The following is a 14,529-nucleotide window of genomic DNA, read 5'->3' as shown; positions in this document are numbered from 1 at the left end:
GCAGGCCCCGCACTATGGGTGGCTCACTTCCGCGATCAAGGAACGCCCCGCATAAGGCGCCTGCGATAGCCCAAGCACGCTGGCCAGCGTCGGCGCAAACTGGTCTGCATTCGCTCCCTCGATGATCTGCGGCGCAACACCATTGCCGGAAAGAATGAACATGCGATCGTCCTCAGGGCTGCCCGGTCGGAAGCCGTGCGTCGAGATGGCGCGCGGACTGCCCGTCGCCGAGAGCGGTCCTGAAGCATCCTTGGGCCGCTCCTCGAACGAATGCCGGGGTGGCGCGACGAACATCGCCACCGTGCCACGAAGATTTTCCGGCACATGATGGTCGTTCCAGAGTTCGACGCCGTATGGCAGCAGCCGCTCGGCCACTCTCTCGAGATCGCCGGGCGTCTTGAGTGAAACGTAGAGGCTCGCGCCTTCCGTCATCCAGTGCATTTCGGGGATGATCGCTTCTGGAAAAATCGCCGTGTCGACCGGGCCATGACCATGATCGCTGGCGACCGCAATAACGTAGTCATCGCGGCGCCCGGTGCTTTCCAGCACGGCGAGCACGTTGCCGATGAGCATGTCGGCAAATTCCACCGACCAGATCGCCGCCGGGCTGTCATAGCCGAGATAATGCTGGAACGAATCCGGCATTTCGATCTCCGTCAACACGAGATCCGGTGGGCGAGCCGAACCAAGCAGGGCGACAACAGCGCGATTGATGAACTGATCGAGCGCAAGGCCAGCGATCAACACCGGTGCGCTGTCATCGACCGGCGCCCGAAAAGCATCCATATCCGTCATGCCGGCAAGGACGAGCCTGTTCTCGGGGTCGTGGATCGCTCGCGAAGCGGCCAAAGCCTCCGGGGTGACCATCTTTCCGAAGCGATGCCCTGTCATGAAGCCGCGCAGCCACCAGGGCGAGACGTAGACAGATGTATCGGCCGGATCGACCAGCGCCTGACCGATCGTCACGACGTCGAGACCGGCGGCCTTGGCATGAGCCGCGATCGTCGGCACCTGCAGGTCTTCGGCGAGCGGCGCCACGAACGCATCACCACGGAAGATGTGGTTTCCGTAAACGCCGTGCACCTCTGGTCCGACGCCGGTCAGCATCGTCGCCCGGCCGGGAACGGAGGTCGCCGGCACGGCCGATTTCAGCCGGCGGACACGCAGGCCCGCAGCAGCGAGCCGGTTCATGTTCGGCAAGCGATGCGCATATTTTTCAAAGGTATCGGCGCTTACGCCGTCGACCTGGATTGCGATCAGTTTTCTTTGCATGGGGATACCGTCAGTTGAGGGTCGGATCGAGTTTGTCGCGAAGCCAGTCGCCAAGAACGCTGACTGCGACAGCGGTCAACACGATCACAAGGCTCGGTGAGAGGAGCATCCAGGGCGCGCGGGCAATATATTCACGCCCAGCGGCGACCATGAGGCCGAGACTGGTCATCGGAGGCTGGACACCGAGGCCGAGGAAGGACAGGCCGCTTTCCACCAGCACGATTTCAGGAAAGGTTACCGTAGCGGCGACCAGAAGTGTTGCCGCACTGTTGGGCAGGATATGCCGGAGGTACACGCGCAAAGGATGAGCGCCGAGTTGGCGTGTCGCACTCGCATATCCTTGCGCCCCGGCTGCCATTGCCAGCCCCCGTGCCAACCGCGCATTGCGCTCCCAGCCGTAAATCCCCATCAGGCAGACGAACAGCACCAGCGAATTGCCGAAGAACGCGAGCATCGCCAGCGCCACGATGAGAAACGGGAGAGACGCCTGCACGTCGATCATCAGGAGCAGGACATGCTCAACGAGTCCGCGGAAATAGGCGGCGACGAATCCAATTGCCGTGCCGACGAACACGCTGATGGCGGTGGCGCCGAAGGCGACCAGCAGGCTGGTGCGGATCGAATAAAAGAGACGCGAGGCAATATCACGGCCGAGATCGTCGGTTCCGAGGATATGCTGCATCGTTCCGCCGAAACCTATAGGCGGCGCCAGGCGATGGCGTAGGTCGATGGCGGTGATCTCGTAGGGTGCGATAAGCGGCGCAGCAAGTGCTATGATTAGCATGAGCAGAACCCAGCCCACCGCAAGAAGTGTCGGCAAGTCCGTTCTCTGAATCACCGGGAGTTTGTCTTCTATGGTTGCCATATTCATCGCGATCCTGACCTTGTTTCACGCAGGCGCGGATCGAACACACCGTAGAGCAGATCCATCACCAAGTTGGCCGATGTCATCGTCAGGGCAACGAGAAGGAGGATGACCTGAACCACGGCGAGATCACGGTTCCCAACCGAAACCACCAGCAATTGGCCGAGGCCAGGCCAACCGAAGACGCTTTCCACCAGGACCGCGCCAGCAACCTGTCCGCCGAGCATCATGCCAAAGAGCGTTAGCACCGGAATGATCGCATTCGGAAAAGCGTGATGACGAACAACCTGCCGCCACGTCACACCCTTGGCGCTGGCCGCGACGATATAGAGCTGCGACAGAACTTCGATCATGGCGCTGCGCGTGAAGCGGGCGATAATGGCCGCCCCGCCCAATCCAAGCGTTAGCACCGGCAGGACAAAGCTTGCCCAACCATCTGAGCCGCCAGAAGGAAACAAGCGGAGCGTTACCGAAAAGATCAGAATTAACAGCAGTCCGAGCACAAAGCTCGGTACCGTGAAGCCCAGCACCGTCATTGTCATCACGGCTCGGTCGATCCAGTTGTCGCGATGCATGGCGGCATATGCACCAACCGGAATCCCGATCAACATGGTGAGCGCCAATGCCGGGAGCATCAGCGCCAATGTCAGGGGCACGCGATCAAAGACAACTTGCAAGGCTGGTTTTCCAGCCAGCATCGAATTGCCGAAGTCACCGGAAATTGCCGCCAGGATGTAACGAAAATACTGCACATACAGAGGCTGATCGAGCCCAAACTGCTGGCGAAACGCCTCTATATCCGGGGCTCGGGCGTCGGGGCCGAGAATTTGCAGCGCCGGATCTCCGGAGACACGCAGGACCACGAATGTAAAGGTCACGACCACTAGCACCGAAACTGCGGCGCGCACGATTTTGGGTGACATATAACGAATGAATGTTGCGGTCATCAGTCCCTCACGCGATGGCAGGCGACCTTCCGCTCCGGACCTGACGGCAGGAGTTCGGGCAGGTTCTGGCGACAGATGTCTTGTGCCAATGGACAACGTGGATGAAACGGGCATCCGGGCGGTCGATCGGCGGGGCTTGGCGGTTCGCCGGGTAATGGGACATAATGATCGAAGCCGCCCGGGAGCTGCGGCATGGCCGACACGAGCGCCTGCGTGTAGGGATGGGCGGGACGATGAATGACGTCGTCGGCGCGGCCCTGCTCAACGACGCGGCCAAGATACATAACAACAATTTGGTCGCTGACATGGCGCACGATGCGCAAGTCATGACTGATGAACAAAATGCCGAGGCCGAGGTCCTGTTGAAGATCCATCAGCAGGTTGACGATTTGTGCCTGGACAGAGACGTCGAGTGCCGACACCGGCTCGTCGCAGACCAAAAGCGAAGGTTTCGGGGCCAGCGCTCGCGCCAGGACGACGCGCTGGCGCTGCCCACCGGAAAGCTGATGCGGATACAGCGCACCATGGGCCTCTCCGAGGCCGACGGCGTGGAGAAGCTCATCCACGCGTTGCCTGCGGCTCGCAGCATCGCCGATGGCATGAATCTCCAGCGGTTCGGCGATCAGGGCGCCAACGGTCATCCGGCGGTCGAGTGCAGCCAAGGTATCCTGAAAGACGAGCTGCATCTGACGTCGCTGTGCGCGCCATGCCTTGCTGTCGACCGACGGTAGCGGTGAACCATCAAACAGCACCCGCCCACTGTCCGGCGGCTCCAGACCGAGTGCGATCCGGCCGGTGGTGGATTTGCCGCAGCCGGATTCTCCGACAATGCCAGTCGTCTTGCCGATCTCGACTTCCAGCGACACGCCATCGACGGCGGCGAGATATTTCCGTGATCCGAAGACCGGGGAGCCGAGCGGGAAGCGGCGGGTGATGGCTTCGAGACGCAACAGGCTCATCGGCCCCCTCCGGATTCGAGACGAAGGCAACCGGCTGAATGCTGCGCGGAGACCGGCCGCAGTTCCGGCCGGACGGTGCCGCATGCCGTGACCGCGTCCCGGCAGCGTGGTGCATAGGCGCATCCCGGCGGCAGGACGCGCTGCGGCGGGGCGCCAGCAATGGCGGTCAACCGCATGCGCGGTCCATGCGATGGCGGAATGGCTCCTATCAAATCGCGCGTATAGGGATGTTGCGGGGCGGATAAAAGCGTGTGTGTTGGCGCACTTTCGACGATCCGCCCGGCATACATGACGCAAACCCGATCACAGACCGCGCCCACCGCGGCAAGGTCGTGACTGATCAGCACCAGCCCCATGCCGGTGTCGCGTTGGATCTCCTTGAGCAGCAGCAGGATCTGCGCCTGCACGGTGGCGTCCAGCGCAGTCGTCGGCTCGTCGGCGATGAGAAGCTCGGGTCGGCCGGCGAGCGCGATGGCTATCATCACCCGCTGGTTCTGGCCGCCAGACAGTTCATGCGGATAGGTCTTGAGTCTGGTATTGGCATCAGCGATTCCGACCTGGTCGAGCAGGCGGCGGGCCTCGGCGCTTGCGGCAGCCCCCGTAAGCTCGCGATGCAGGCGAAGCGCCTCGGTAATCTGCGCGCCGATCCGGTGCACCGGGTTCAGCGCACTGGCCGGATCCTGAAAGATCATGGCGATGCGTCCGCCACGCACGCGATCCAGGGCGGATCGGCGCGTACCGATAAGATCGAGATCGCCAAGCCAGGCTTCACCTCTGACCTCGGCGGATTTCGGCAAAAGGCCCAGCACCCCCCGCCACGTCACGGACTTGCCGCAGCCTGATTCGCCGACGATGCCCACGGCTTCGCCCTTGCCAACGGCGAGATCGACCCCATGCAGCACAGGCACGCCGCCGAACGTTATGGTCAAACCGGAGATCTTGATCCCAAGCGCTGCGGCGGGATGTCCGACACCGAGAGCCGGGGACGGCGCGAGGCTCGCGCCGTTCTGCAAAAGTGCGTTCAGCATGGGAGCTCAGGCCACCGGGTCAGGCGGCAGCTTCGGGCCGAGCCACATCTGCGGCAACGGATTTGGTTGCCAGGCGAGATCCGCCTTTTGGCCGTAGAGGAACGGCATGGTATGCAGCGGCGTGATGCAGGGATCCTCTATCTCGACAATATCCTGCATGCGTTTGAAGGCCGCGCGGCGCTTGGTGATATCGGTGATTGTCTCGAGTTCATGGCCGAGCGCATTGAACTCGGCATTGGTCCAACCGCCAGTTGCCTGCAGCGTATTTGTCGGCCCGATAATCTGCCAGAGCATGGAAACCGGATCGGCGTAGAAGGCGCCACCGGAGGTATCGGCTATGCCGCCGGCCTCTTTTACCTGCGTCCAGTTCTCGCAGATGATCAGCTTTACGTTGATCCCAACGGCCTTCCACATCTCGACGAGGGCCTGGTTGTCGGCAAGCTGCATCGGATAATAATTGCCGACGGAAGGATAGGGGATTTCTTCGCCCTTATACGACGACTTGGCGAGCAGTTCCTTGACCAGTTCCGGGTCATATGACGCCCCCTTGCGGCCTGGATCATTGATCTCGCCGAAGATCGGCAATTGCCAGCCGTTGAGCGCCTTTGCCCGGCCGTTCCAGAGGCCATCCGCCAGCGCTTCCCGATCGATAGCCGAAGCGAGTGCGCGTCGAAGATTCGCATCCTTCAAAACGGAAGTCTTGAGCGGAGAAAATGTGAGGAAGCGGAACCACATGGCTTCGTCGCCTCTAACTGAAAGGCCCTTGATGCCTTCGATCTCTTCAAGGTGATCCGGGGTAATGTCGGTGACAATGTCGTAGTCGCCCGCCTTCAATCCGGCGATGCGGGCGGCGATCTCCGGCAGCCGTTTGAAGCGAATAGAGGCAAACGGTGGCTCGCCGCCCCAATATTCATCATGCGCGACCAGCGTGATCTCGTCGCCATCGCGAACGTTGCCGATCTTGTAAGGGCCGGTGCCGATCGGTTTCGCTGCCCAAGCTTCATAGCTGCTGGCGGCATGCCGTGCCTTGGCGCTGATGATCTGTGTGCCCCAGGCCCCGAGTCGGTCTGCGAAGACCGGATCCTCCGTTTTCGTCACCAGGCGGACGGTTCGATCATCGATTTTCTGCACATCGGCAAGACAGGAAAGAAAGTTTCCAAACACCGCTGCGCCCGGGGCCTTCTCTCCACGCAACCGGTCTGGCCCGAGTGAATACACGACGTCGTCAGCGGTCATTGTGGAGCCGTCATGGAATTTCACATTGTCGCGCAGAACAATCTCATAGGTCTTCGCGTCGATCTGCTTCAGCGATTTCGCGAGTGCGAAATGCAGGCGATAGTTGTCGTTATAATCGGTCCGCAGAAGCTGGTCATAAATACTGTACTGAACTCGCCAGGAAACGTTGGCGATGGCGTTCCTGTCGACCGGTTCCAGTATGGTGCGCAGGTCCTGAACGGCAATATTGAGGCTCGGCCGCTGGCCGGTTGCTGCCAGGATGGAGCGGGGCAATGCCATTGTGCTGGCGGCCAGAGCCGTCATGCTGAGAAATGTGCGACGAGTTGTTTGCATCTCAAAAACCCTCTCTGTTGGTCGAGCGGACAAGCCCGCTCCCAGCTCCGATACCGCCGGCATATAGAGCACTTGTGTGACAGTTTTATGCAGGGTTGAGACGGGTTGTGAGGGTTTTTGTTTTTCAACTATGCAGTAGAAAAGGCCTGAGGCGTGACAATACACCTCCGAATTCAGGCGTTTTCGCTCGGCATCTTCCGTTTTGAAGGATCTTAATGACGGATTATGACGGGTTCTGTGACGGATACAGGACTTGTGTTCCGGCGGCTTCAAGCGCACTCAGAATGTCCGGCGCGGGTTTCCGGTCAGTGATGATTGTGGCGATCGCAGAATGAGGCAGGATCCGGTAGCGCGCCGACGAACCGATCTTGCTATGGTCGGCGAGCACGACGATCTTCCGGGACTGCTCTGCGAGCGTCGCCGCGAGTTCCTGACCGACCTCCTCATGGTCGAAGACGCCGAGCGTCGGATGCACCGCATTGACCCCGATGAATGCGATATCGATGTGCTGTTCGCGAAGCGTGCGCAGAGCCGCAAATCCGGTCACGGTGCGATAATCGCCGTTGAAATCACCGCCCAGCATGACGACGTGATGCCGCCGGCCTTCGGCGGCGGCGATGGCGGTATCGACCATGTTGGTGACGATTCGCATTTCCGGCAGCATGGATATGCGGCGCGCCAGGGACAGCACCGTGCTCCCGCCGCCAAAAAAAAGATTCTGTCCCGGCTTCAAGAGGCCGAGCGCGATTTCGGCGATGGCGTTCTTTTCCGCGCGTTCAGAAATGGCGCGCGACGAGATGGCCAGGAGTTTCGGTTGTTGCGTGGCGACTGCACCGCCATGCACGCGCACGACCAAGCCGTCCTGTTCGAGTTGCTTAATATCCCGTCGCGCGGTCTCCTCGGAAATTTTGAACTGCAACATCAAATCGCGGATGCGCACTTCCCCGTCCGTCTGGATCATTTCGATGAGCTTCTTGTGACGATTATGGCTGAGCGACATTCTTCTCTCTTGCAGCATTTGCACCAGAGTAACCAAATCGAACCGCAAACACCACCATGGCGGAAGGGCCGGATCTCGCTACAAACCTACTGAAACGATTTGAGGACCGGAATGTTGAGTTTGGTGTGATTGGCTTGCCAACTCGGGTTCGGCCATTCGGATCTGTAACGTTGCATCAAGCCGAATTTGTTCCGGTCGCGCAAGAGCAGATAAGGAATGTCATGAGGAAAGGCCGCGCGGGCGACGGTTGCGGTCGAGGCTGGGACATCACCATTCAAGATCGGTCGGAGCGATATGGAAGCCTCCAGGTTTGACCCCAAGCCTCCACAGCTTAAACGGTGAGCCCACCTCAACCAATCCAACCCAATCGCCAGCAGTATCTCTCCCGAAGCAAGTCCAGTTTCAGATTCACCCGTCGATCCGTGTCCGGCAAGGAGATCGTCCGCACGCGGCTTCCTCCTCGCAGGGCATAACTTTGCTGCGGAGAACGACATCCTGCTGCCCCTCCGCATCGAGTGCCTCAGCAGGCTTGATCTCCGCGCCCTCACCCGGACAGGGTACGCCGCCTAATTGCCAAGTTCGCACGCACGACTTCTGAGATTGCACCTCAACGGGTTGATCAACGGGGCAGTGCTTAGGCCTGTTCGCTCCGCTATCGCTTTTCACTTAAAAAGTACAACAAGAAATCCGCGGGCGAGCTTGTCACCAACGTTGGAGATGCGATGCGAGACATCAACAGGGTAGCGCGCGGTCTCGCCCTGTCTGAGACGCATTGTGATCTCCCCGCACGTGACTTCAAATCCCTCGGTCAGGGCGGTGAAATGTTCGTAGGCACCAGCCGCGTGCGGCTCACTGTCCAGGCTGCCTCCCGCCTCTATTTCCACGTCATACCATTCCGTTTGGCCGGCGAGGCGCGGAATGCTGAGGATCTTCAGGCGACATCGGCCATCCGAGCTCCGAATTTCTGGGGTATGTGCCTTTGATGTGATTTCGATCTTGTCGACATTCGCCGCTGTGCTGCCGGTGCCAACAAGGTCGGAGAAGGTGATGTCCAGCGCCTGCGTCAGGCTCCAGACCACCGCAAATGTCGGATTGGCTTCACCCCGTTCGATCTGGCTGAGCATCGACTTCGAAACGCCGGATCGGGCGGCGAGTTGCTCGAGTGTCAGCTTGCGCCCCTTGCGCTCCTTCTGAATGGCCGGTCCGATCTTTGGAATACGTTGAGACATTCTAACCTTCTTTTGACCCATGCAAGCCGCGAACACACCGTCACATTCCCGTATAAAGGAATCCTTCCCGTTTCTCAAACTTTCCTGTTGCCAAGTAGAGGTGTTTTCATCATGATACGAACTGTAGGAGAGAGGCGCCGAGAGCCTCGCCGAAACCGCCTGCCGACGTCTTGGCGTTGAGGACATGCTTGGATCCGATGTCGTCGATGTCGAGGCACGTGACGACGAAATCAGGATCCGCTTCGAACGGATCCGTATGGGCGCGGAACAGCCCGAGCCCATCGCTGGCCTGTCGTTCCAGAAGATCGTCGTCTGCGCTGGCGTCCGTTCTCGGCGCTTTGCCATGCAGTTGGGCGACGGGATCAACATCTATCCTGTGAAAGGGCACTCGATCACTGTGGAACTCACCCAACCCGCCGACAGAGACTCAGCGCCTTGGGTCAGCCTTCTGGATGACGACGCAAAGATCGTCCCAGCCGACTGGGCGATGGCCGATTTCGAGTGGCGGGCACCGCCGGGTTCAACGGTTTCAATCGTGATATCCGAAGCGCACGAATCGAGCCGCTGATTGCTTGATGCCGCAAGCACTTCCCTTCGATGAGCACGCGCAGTGCGTCCCGTGGTCGGGCCTTCGCCCGATGATGCCGGACATGATGCCGCGCGTATGCGCGGGCAAGAGACCCGGTGTCTTCTACAGCACCGGCTACAGCCACTCGGATGGACGTTGTCGGCCGCGACTGCGGAGATGGTGGCGTCCCTGATTTCACATTCGGACGCCGCCTCACGCTAAGCCGTGACCCCTGGTTTGGACGGCGTTGCCCTCTCTGAGTCGGGAACATCTCTTGACAGTCGCTCCGATATATTGGACTAGTCCGGTATATCGGAAATGTGAGGCGCCATGGCACCGAAATTCGAAGATCGCATTCAGGGGCTGCTCGCGCAGATCGAGGCCGACGGCCTCTACAAACGCGAGCGCCTCATCACCAGCCAGCAAGGCGGCAAAATTCGCGTTGGTGGCACAGGCGTGGAGCGCGAAGTCGTCAATCTTTGCGCCAATAACTACCTTGGTCTGGCCGGCCACCCCGAGGTGATCGCTGCGGCGAAGCGGGGTTTGGACGAGTTCGGTTTCGGCATGGCGTCGGTGCGCTTTATCTGTGGCACGCAGACGCTGCATCGCCAACTCGAACGGGGGATTGCGCGGTATCTGAACAAGGACGATGCGATCCTGTTCGCAGCCTGCTTCGACGCCAATGGCGGGGTGTTCGAGCCGCTCTTCGAAGCGGAAGATGCAATCATTTCGGATTCCCTCAATCACGCCTCCATCATCGATGGCGTGCGCCTCTGCAAGGCCAAGCGCTATCGGTTTGCCAACGGCGACATGAACGAACTTGAGGATCGGCTGAAGGAAGCGAACCGGGATGGCGCACGTTTCAAGCTGATTGCCACGGATGGCGTGTTCTCAATGGACGGATATGTGGCCAACCTTCAGACAATCTGCGACCTGGGCGAGCGATACGGCGCCCTCGTCATGGTCGATGACTGCCATGCGACCGGCCACCTCGGCGAGGCCGGACGGGGAACTCCGGCTCTGACCGGAGTCGATCAAAGGGTCGATATCGTCACCGGAACGTTGGGCAAGAGCCTGGGCGGCGCAATGGGTGGCTTCGTCGCCGCATCTCAGCCGATCGTTGATCTTCTGCGGCAGCGATCACGTCCCTACCTCTTCTCCAACAGCTTTGCCCCGGCGGTCGCGGCCGGATCGATCAAGGCCATCGAAATCGCGGAAAAGGCCGACGACAGGCGGCAGAACTTGGCATCCCATGCACAGCGGTTTCGCGCGGGCCTGCAAACGGCCGGATTTGAGCTGCTGCTGGGAGAGACGCCAATCATCCCGGTGATGCTGCATGAAGCGCGCCTCGCACAGGCCATGGCAGCCGCTCTGGATGAGCGCGGCGTCTATGTCGCCGGGTTCTTCTATCCGGTCGTGCCGAAAGGCAAAGCGCGGATCAGAACCCAGATGTCCGCCGCACTGACCGACGAAGACGTAGGCTTCGCGATTGATGCCTTCATCGACGCCGGCAAAGCGCTTGGTGTGATCTGATGGTCCATAGAGGGGTTCTCATGAAAGCTCTTGTCAAAGCGGAAGCGCAACCCGGCCTCTGGCTGGACGACCTTCCGATCCCGCCGATCACGCCGGATGATGTTCTCATCAAGATCAACAAGACCGGCATTTGCGGAACGGACATTCATATCTATGCCTGGGACGAATGGGCGCGGCGTACCATACCCGTACCGATGGTCATCGGGCACGAGTATGCCGGAGAAATTGTCGAGGTCGGCGCCAATGTCCGGCATCTTGCGGTTGGCCGGCGGGTGTCCGGGGAAGGTCATGTCATCGGCATGAACAGCCGGGCTGCCCGCGGCGGGCGGTTCCACCTCGATCCCGATACCAAAGGAATCGGCGTCAACATCCCGGGTGCGTTCGCGGAGTATCTCCGTCTTCCGGCCTTCAACGTCGTGCCGCTTCCAGACGCCATCGATGACGAGCTTGGCGCCATTCTCGATCCTCTCGGCAACGCCGTTCACACGGCCCTGTCCTTCGACCTTGTCGGCGAGGATGTTCTTATCACTGGCGCAGGGCCGATCGGCATCATGAGTGCGGCCGTGGCCCGGCACTCCGGTGCGCGACATGTGGTGATCACCGATGTCAATCCGAATCGCCTCGCCCTGGCGTCCGAAGTAGCGGACGTCGTGCCCGTCGACGTGCGCAAGGAGGATCTTCATTCGGTCAAAGCGCGCCTCGGCATGAGGGAGGGCTTCGATGTCGGACTGGAGATGAGCGGCGCGCCGGCCGCGTTCGATCAGATGGTTGAGCATCTCGTGATGGGCGGCAAGATCGCCATGCTCGGCATCCCCGCACGGCCCGCTCCTGTCGACTGGACCAAAGTTGTCTTCAAGATGCTGACCGTGAAAGGCGTCTACGGGCGTGAGATGTTCGAGACATGGCACAAGATGCTCGCCATGCTCGAAAGCGGTCTTGATGTCCGCAAGGTGATCACGCATCGGTTGCCGGTCAGGGAGTACAAGACCGGTTTTGAGGTCATGCAAAGCGGTAGCAGCGGAAAGATCGTCCTTGATTGGTATGCATGAGGACTCTCGTCGATGACTAGGGTAGCCTGGTCGAGCCAGGAGACGACAGCGCTGCGTCCGGCACCAATTGCGTGCTGAAGGCAGGGTCGAATGGAAGTCGGTGGGACTGCGGGAGAAGCTCCCAATAGCCCCGGAATCGCTTTGATGGGGTCGTCTAATCGCGGGCTATTTTGCAAGTAGTTTTTCAAAAACTCACCGGCTTGACACTGGGATCAGGGTCGAGGGTTACTCAGGAGAGCTCAGTCCAAGCGGATCAGAGGCGCGCCGCGTGAGCGTGTGCCGAGTGCAGGGTCGTCTTCGCGGTCGACAGCAGTCGCCGCCGGTGACAAGGGTAATGAGTGATGCCGAAGTTTCCTTGAGGTCCTCGGACGAAGACTTGCCAATGGACCACGGCTTATCCAGGAGCTGGCTGGGGATGTTGAATGGTGAGTTCCCAACAAGAGACTGTTTGGTATGTGAGCCTTGAGAATTGAAGCCGCTTTGACAAGGTACTTCTTCCAGCCTCCAGTACGTCGTCCATTATGACTTCGATTACGTTTTATTCCACCAGCTCCACTGTATGTCACACTGTCATCAAAGCGTAACATGGAACCTCTAAGAAGATACCTAGACATCTGGTTATCTGCAACATTCTATCAGATGTCGAATGTCCGTGACTTCGGCCCACCGGTGCGTGGAGGAGCGTTTAGTGTTTTTCATATCAAGAGCCTTCCGCAGCGCTTTTACGTTGTGGGCGATCCTCACCATCGTGTTTTTTGCGACACGAATGACGGGAGACCCCACAGCCTTCCTCATTCCGCCTGACCTGCCTGAGGACCAACGAGTTGAGCTTAGGACAAAGCTTGGACTCGATGATGACATACCAACCCAATATGTCCGGTACGGCGCAGCTCTCCTCCGAGGAGATTTCGGGCAGAGTTTCTTCTCAAATCGGCCTGTCGTCGAACTGTTTATGGAACGCGTTCCCAATACCCTCCTTCTGACTGTTCCGGCATTCTTATTGTCCGTCATGATTGGTATGGCCGCCGGCCTATGGGCCGCGCTCCGTCACAACACCGTCTTTGATCGCTCGCTCACGACCGCGACAATCGTGGGACAGGCCATTCCGAATTTCGTTGTCGGCATTGCCGCCATTTTAACCTTCAGCTTTTCCTTAAGGCTTCTGCCGAGTGGAGGCATGGGTACATGGAAACATCTGATCCTCCCTACGGTTACACTTGCTCTTGCGACCTGCGCCAACATAGCAAGGCTCGTTCGCAGCAGCATGCTGGAGGTCCTGTCACAGGACTACATGCGCTATGCGCGTAGTAAAGGGTTGAGCCCATCCCTTGTCGTTGTGAAGCACGGACTGAGAAACGCGATACTCCCGGTCTTGACTATTCTGGGCCTGCAACTCGGCGGACTGATCGCCGGCGCCGTGGTGACGGAGTCGGTATTTGCCTGGCCTGGAGCAGGACGTCTCGTGATCGACGCGGTCATGCAACGCGATTTCGCCATGCTGCAATTTGGAATTCTCGTGTTTTCGGCAGCAATCATCTTCACCAATCTTCTCGTTGACGTGGGTTACGGCTTGCTGGATCCGCGGGTGCGTGGGAGGTAATGATGAGCATAGATACCAGTGCGTCAGGACTGCTTGCTTCCGACACCGAAGACGAACTCATCCCAACTGGTACAGGACGGCGTAGTCGTCCCCCGACAGTGGCAATCGCTTCATGCCTGATCCTTGCCGTGATCGCATTGCTCGCCGCTGCCGCTCCGGTGATTGCACCGCATGATATAGCGGACCAGAGTCTCTTAAGCCGGCTCCGGCCGCCGGCATTTGCTGGGGGTACAACAGAATACATTCTGGGAGCGGATCATCTCGGGCGAGATGTGCTTTCTCGTCTTCTTTTCGCAACCCAAACCACGTTGCTCATTGCTGGTGCCGGAGTCATCATCGGAGTCATCACGGGCACGCTCAGTGGGCTCATTTCGGGAAGCGTGGGAGGATGGATCGACCATTGCTTCATGGCTGTGGTCGATGCGCAGGCTTCGGTGCCGGTCACTTTGGTGGCATTAACAGCGGTCGCCCTCATAGGCACCAATCCGCTCGTCCTGGTGCTGATCGTCGGATTCTCGGACTATTATAAATATGCCCGGGTCGTCCGCGGCCAGGTGCATACCCTTCGAGGACGCAGTTTTATCGAAGCGGCTCGATCTTCAGGCGCATCACCCTGGCGTATTGCGATACGTCATGTTCTTCCCAACACCTTGTCGCCAGTCATCGTTTTGGCCAGCCTGAGCTTCGCCGAGATCGTCGTTCTGGAGTCGTCACTCTCGTTTCTTGGAGTGGGTGTTCAGCCGCCAAATGTTTCTCTTGGTTCGTTGCTGGGTGAGTCCAGAAACTACCTGATCACCACACCGTGGCTGGCGATACTTCCATGTGTCGTTATTGTCGCAATCACTCTGGCGGCATCCATGGTCGGCGATTGGCTGCGCGACACTCTTGATCCTCGGAGCCGCGCCTAGAT

12 protein-coding genes and 1 pseudogene are annotated in these 14,529 nt (G+C 59.5%); 5 read left to right on the top strand and 8 right to left on the bottom strand.

Features of this window, described 5'->3' with window-relative positions; genetic code table 11:
• Window positions 1-12: 12 nt before the first annotated feature.
• The 8 genes from JO965_RS28645 to JO965_RS28610 all read right to left on the bottom strand — a co-directional run bounded on the left by JO965_RS28645 (window position 13) and on the right by JO965_RS28610 (window position 8,890).
• Entirely contained in the window at window positions 13-1,272 is a 1,260-nt protein-coding gene (locus JO965_RS28645) for an alkaline phosphatase family protein (protein ID WP_203445435.1), read from the bottom strand.
• Between the two features lie 10 nt (window positions 1,273-1,282).
• Window positions 1,283-2,143, bottom strand: a complete 861-nt coding sequence (locus tag JO965_RS28640) for an ABC transporter permease (protein WP_203445434.1) — start codon at window positions 2,141-2,143, stop codon at window positions 1,283-1,285.
• Window positions 2,140-3,084: an ABC transporter permease gene (locus tag JO965_RS28635; protein WP_203445433.1), complete on the bottom strand. Its 945-nt coding sequence runs from the start codon at window positions 3,082-3,084 to the stop codon at window positions 2,140-2,142. Before JO965_RS28635 ends, JO965_RS28640 begins: the two co-directional genes overlap by 4 nt.
• Entirely contained in the window at window positions 3,084-4,043 is a 960-nt protein-coding gene (locus tag JO965_RS28630; RefSeq protein ID WP_203445432.1) for an ABC transporter ATP-binding protein, read from the bottom strand. The genes JO965_RS28635 and JO965_RS28630 overlap by 1 nt, the downstream gene beginning before the upstream one ends.
• Window positions 4,040-5,071 carry an ABC transporter ATP-binding protein gene (locus JO965_RS28625; RefSeq protein WP_203445431.1) on the bottom strand — a complete coding sequence of 344 codons (1,032 nt, stop codon included), beginning with the start codon at window positions 5,069-5,071 and terminating at the stop codon, window positions 4,040-4,042. Before JO965_RS28625 ends, JO965_RS28630 begins: the two co-directional genes overlap by 4 nt.
• Window positions 5,072-5,077: 6 nt before the next feature.
• Window positions 5,078-6,919 (bottom strand): ABC transporter substrate-binding protein, encoded by a 1,842-nt coding sequence (locus JO965_RS28620; protein WP_246777043.1) that lies wholly within the window; start codon window positions 6,917-6,919, stop codon window positions 5,078-5,080.
• The gene (locus tag JO965_RS28615) at window positions 6,864-7,640 is read right to left on the bottom strand and encodes a DeoR/GlpR family DNA-binding transcription regulator (RefSeq protein WP_203445430.1); all 777 of its coding nucleotides are present in this window, start codon (window positions 7,638-7,640) and stop codon (window positions 6,864-6,866) included. Before JO965_RS28615 ends, JO965_RS28620 begins: the two co-directional genes overlap by 56 nt.
• 662 nt (window positions 7,641-8,302) lie before the next feature.
• Window positions 8,303-8,890: a helix-turn-helix domain-containing protein gene (locus tag JO965_RS28610; protein WP_246777042.1), complete on the bottom strand. Its 588-nt coding sequence runs from the start codon at window positions 8,888-8,890 to the stop codon at window positions 8,303-8,305.
• 151 nt (window positions 8,891-9,041) lie between these two features.
• On the opposite strand from JO965_RS28610, the pseudogene JO965_RS28605 reads away from it, so the two are divergent.
• The 5 genes and pseudogenes from JO965_RS28605 to JO965_RS28585 form a co-directional block, all read left to right on the top strand.
• Window positions 9,042-9,659: pseudogene (locus tag JO965_RS28605) on the top strand (FAD-dependent oxidoreductase); the annotation flags it as partial.
• 108 nt (window positions 9,660-9,767) lie between these two features.
• Window positions 9,768-10,970, top strand: coding sequence for a glycine C-acetyltransferase (locus JO965_RS28600; RefSeq protein ID WP_203445429.1), 1,203 nt, complete (start codon window positions 9,768-9,770; stop codon window positions 10,968-10,970).
• 20 nt (window positions 10,971-10,990) lie between these two features.
• Window positions 10,991-12,019, top strand: a complete 1,029-nt coding sequence (gene tdh, locus JO965_RS28595; RefSeq protein ID WP_203445428.1) for an L-threonine 3-dehydrogenase — start codon at window positions 10,991-10,993, stop codon at window positions 12,017-12,019.
• A gap of 688 nt (window positions 12,020-12,707) precedes the next feature.
• Window positions 12,708-13,619, top strand: coding sequence for an ABC transporter permease (locus JO965_RS28590; protein WP_203445427.1), 912 nt, complete (start codon window positions 12,708-12,710; stop codon window positions 13,617-13,619).
• Window positions 13,619-14,527 carry an ABC transporter permease gene (locus JO965_RS28585; protein WP_246777041.1) on the top strand — a complete coding sequence of 303 codons (909 nt, stop codon included), beginning with the start codon at window positions 13,619-13,621 and terminating at the stop codon, window positions 14,525-14,527. Before JO965_RS28590 ends, JO965_RS28585 begins: the two co-directional genes overlap by 1 nt.
• Window positions 14,528-14,529: the final 2 nt, after the last annotated feature.

Origin of the sequence: Microvirga sp. VF16 (genome assembly GCF_016864375.1) — a bacterium.
Lineage (GTDB): Bacteria > Pseudomonadota > Alphaproteobacteria > Rhizobiales > Beijerinckiaceae > Microvirga.
The sequence above is the reverse complement of the archived record's forward strand: the minus strand, read 5'-3'. Positions and strand labels throughout refer to the sequence as shown.